The 810-nt window shown below is 73.0% G+C and carries 2 protein-coding genes; both read right to left on the bottom strand.

Going from position 1 to position 810, the window contains the following annotated elements; all coding sequences use genetic code 11:
- The coding region (locus A612_RS04390) for a hypothetical protein (RefSeq protein ID WP_040436041.1) at positions 1-258 on the bottom strand (258 nt) is incomplete at its 3' end.
- On the bottom strand, positions 255-810 hold a 556-nt coding region (locus tag A612_RS17300), incomplete at its 5' end, for a hypothetical protein (RefSeq protein ID WP_040436039.1). The genes A612_RS17300 and A612_RS04390, both read right to left, overlap by 4 nt.

The raw sequence follows: 810 nt of genomic DNA, 5'->3' as shown, positions 1-810 counted from the left end.
CCCGCCGATGAAGCCACTGGCCTGCATCTGCCGGTAATGCGGCAGATGGGCCGCGGCGTCGGCCTGCTCGGCGTGCGCCTCTTCGAGCGCCGCCTGGGCGCTCTGGCGCTCGCCCTGGGCTTGCTGCCACTGCGGCGACAGGTACAGCCGCACCCCCCACAGCGCACTGGCAGCCAGGGCCAGCACCAGCACCACGGCCAGCAGCAAGGCGGCAGCCGGGCGCACCAGCGGCAGCAGTTCGGTCCAAGGCCGCCTCACGTCCCATCCTCCTGGGCAACAGCTTCTGCCGGACGCTGGCGCGGGGCCAGGCACCAGCTCCAGCCGCCGCGCTCGGGGGTGCTTGCCGCACTCGCCTGCCCGCCAGACAGGACGCTGGTGCTTTCGCTGCGCACCGGATCGAGCTCGACCTGCCAGTTGGGCCAGGCGCCCACATCGCGCGCCAGGGCCTGCAGCAGGGCCTGGCGCTGGCGCGGCAGCAACTCGGCAGCAGGCCGGATGTCAAAGCGCCATTCCGGCGAAGGCGGTGCCGTCTCGGGCGCCGGGAATGCCTCCCCGGCTTGCGCCGCCGCCCCGGCTGCCTTGCAAGGCTGGCTGTGCAGCCACAGCTGCGTGTCCATCAGCTGGGCCTGCGGCTGTCTGTGCAGAAGCCCGCCCAGCAGCCACAGCGCCTGCGCCGGATCGACGGCCTGACGCAGCTCCTGCTGCTGCACCTGCACGGCCAGACGCAGCAGCGGCACATTGACCTGCTGGCGCGCCAGTTGCTCGCGCAGCGCAGCCGCATCGGCCTGCATCTGCGCGGCCTGCTGGCGA

Source organism: Melaminivora alkalimesophila (genome assembly GCF_000282995.1).
GTDB classification, from domain to species: domain Bacteria; phylum Pseudomonadota; class Gammaproteobacteria; order Burkholderiales; family Burkholderiaceae_C; genus Melaminivora; species Melaminivora alkalimesophila.
The sequence above is the reverse complement of the archived record's forward strand: the minus strand, read 5'-3'. Positions and strand labels throughout refer to the sequence as shown.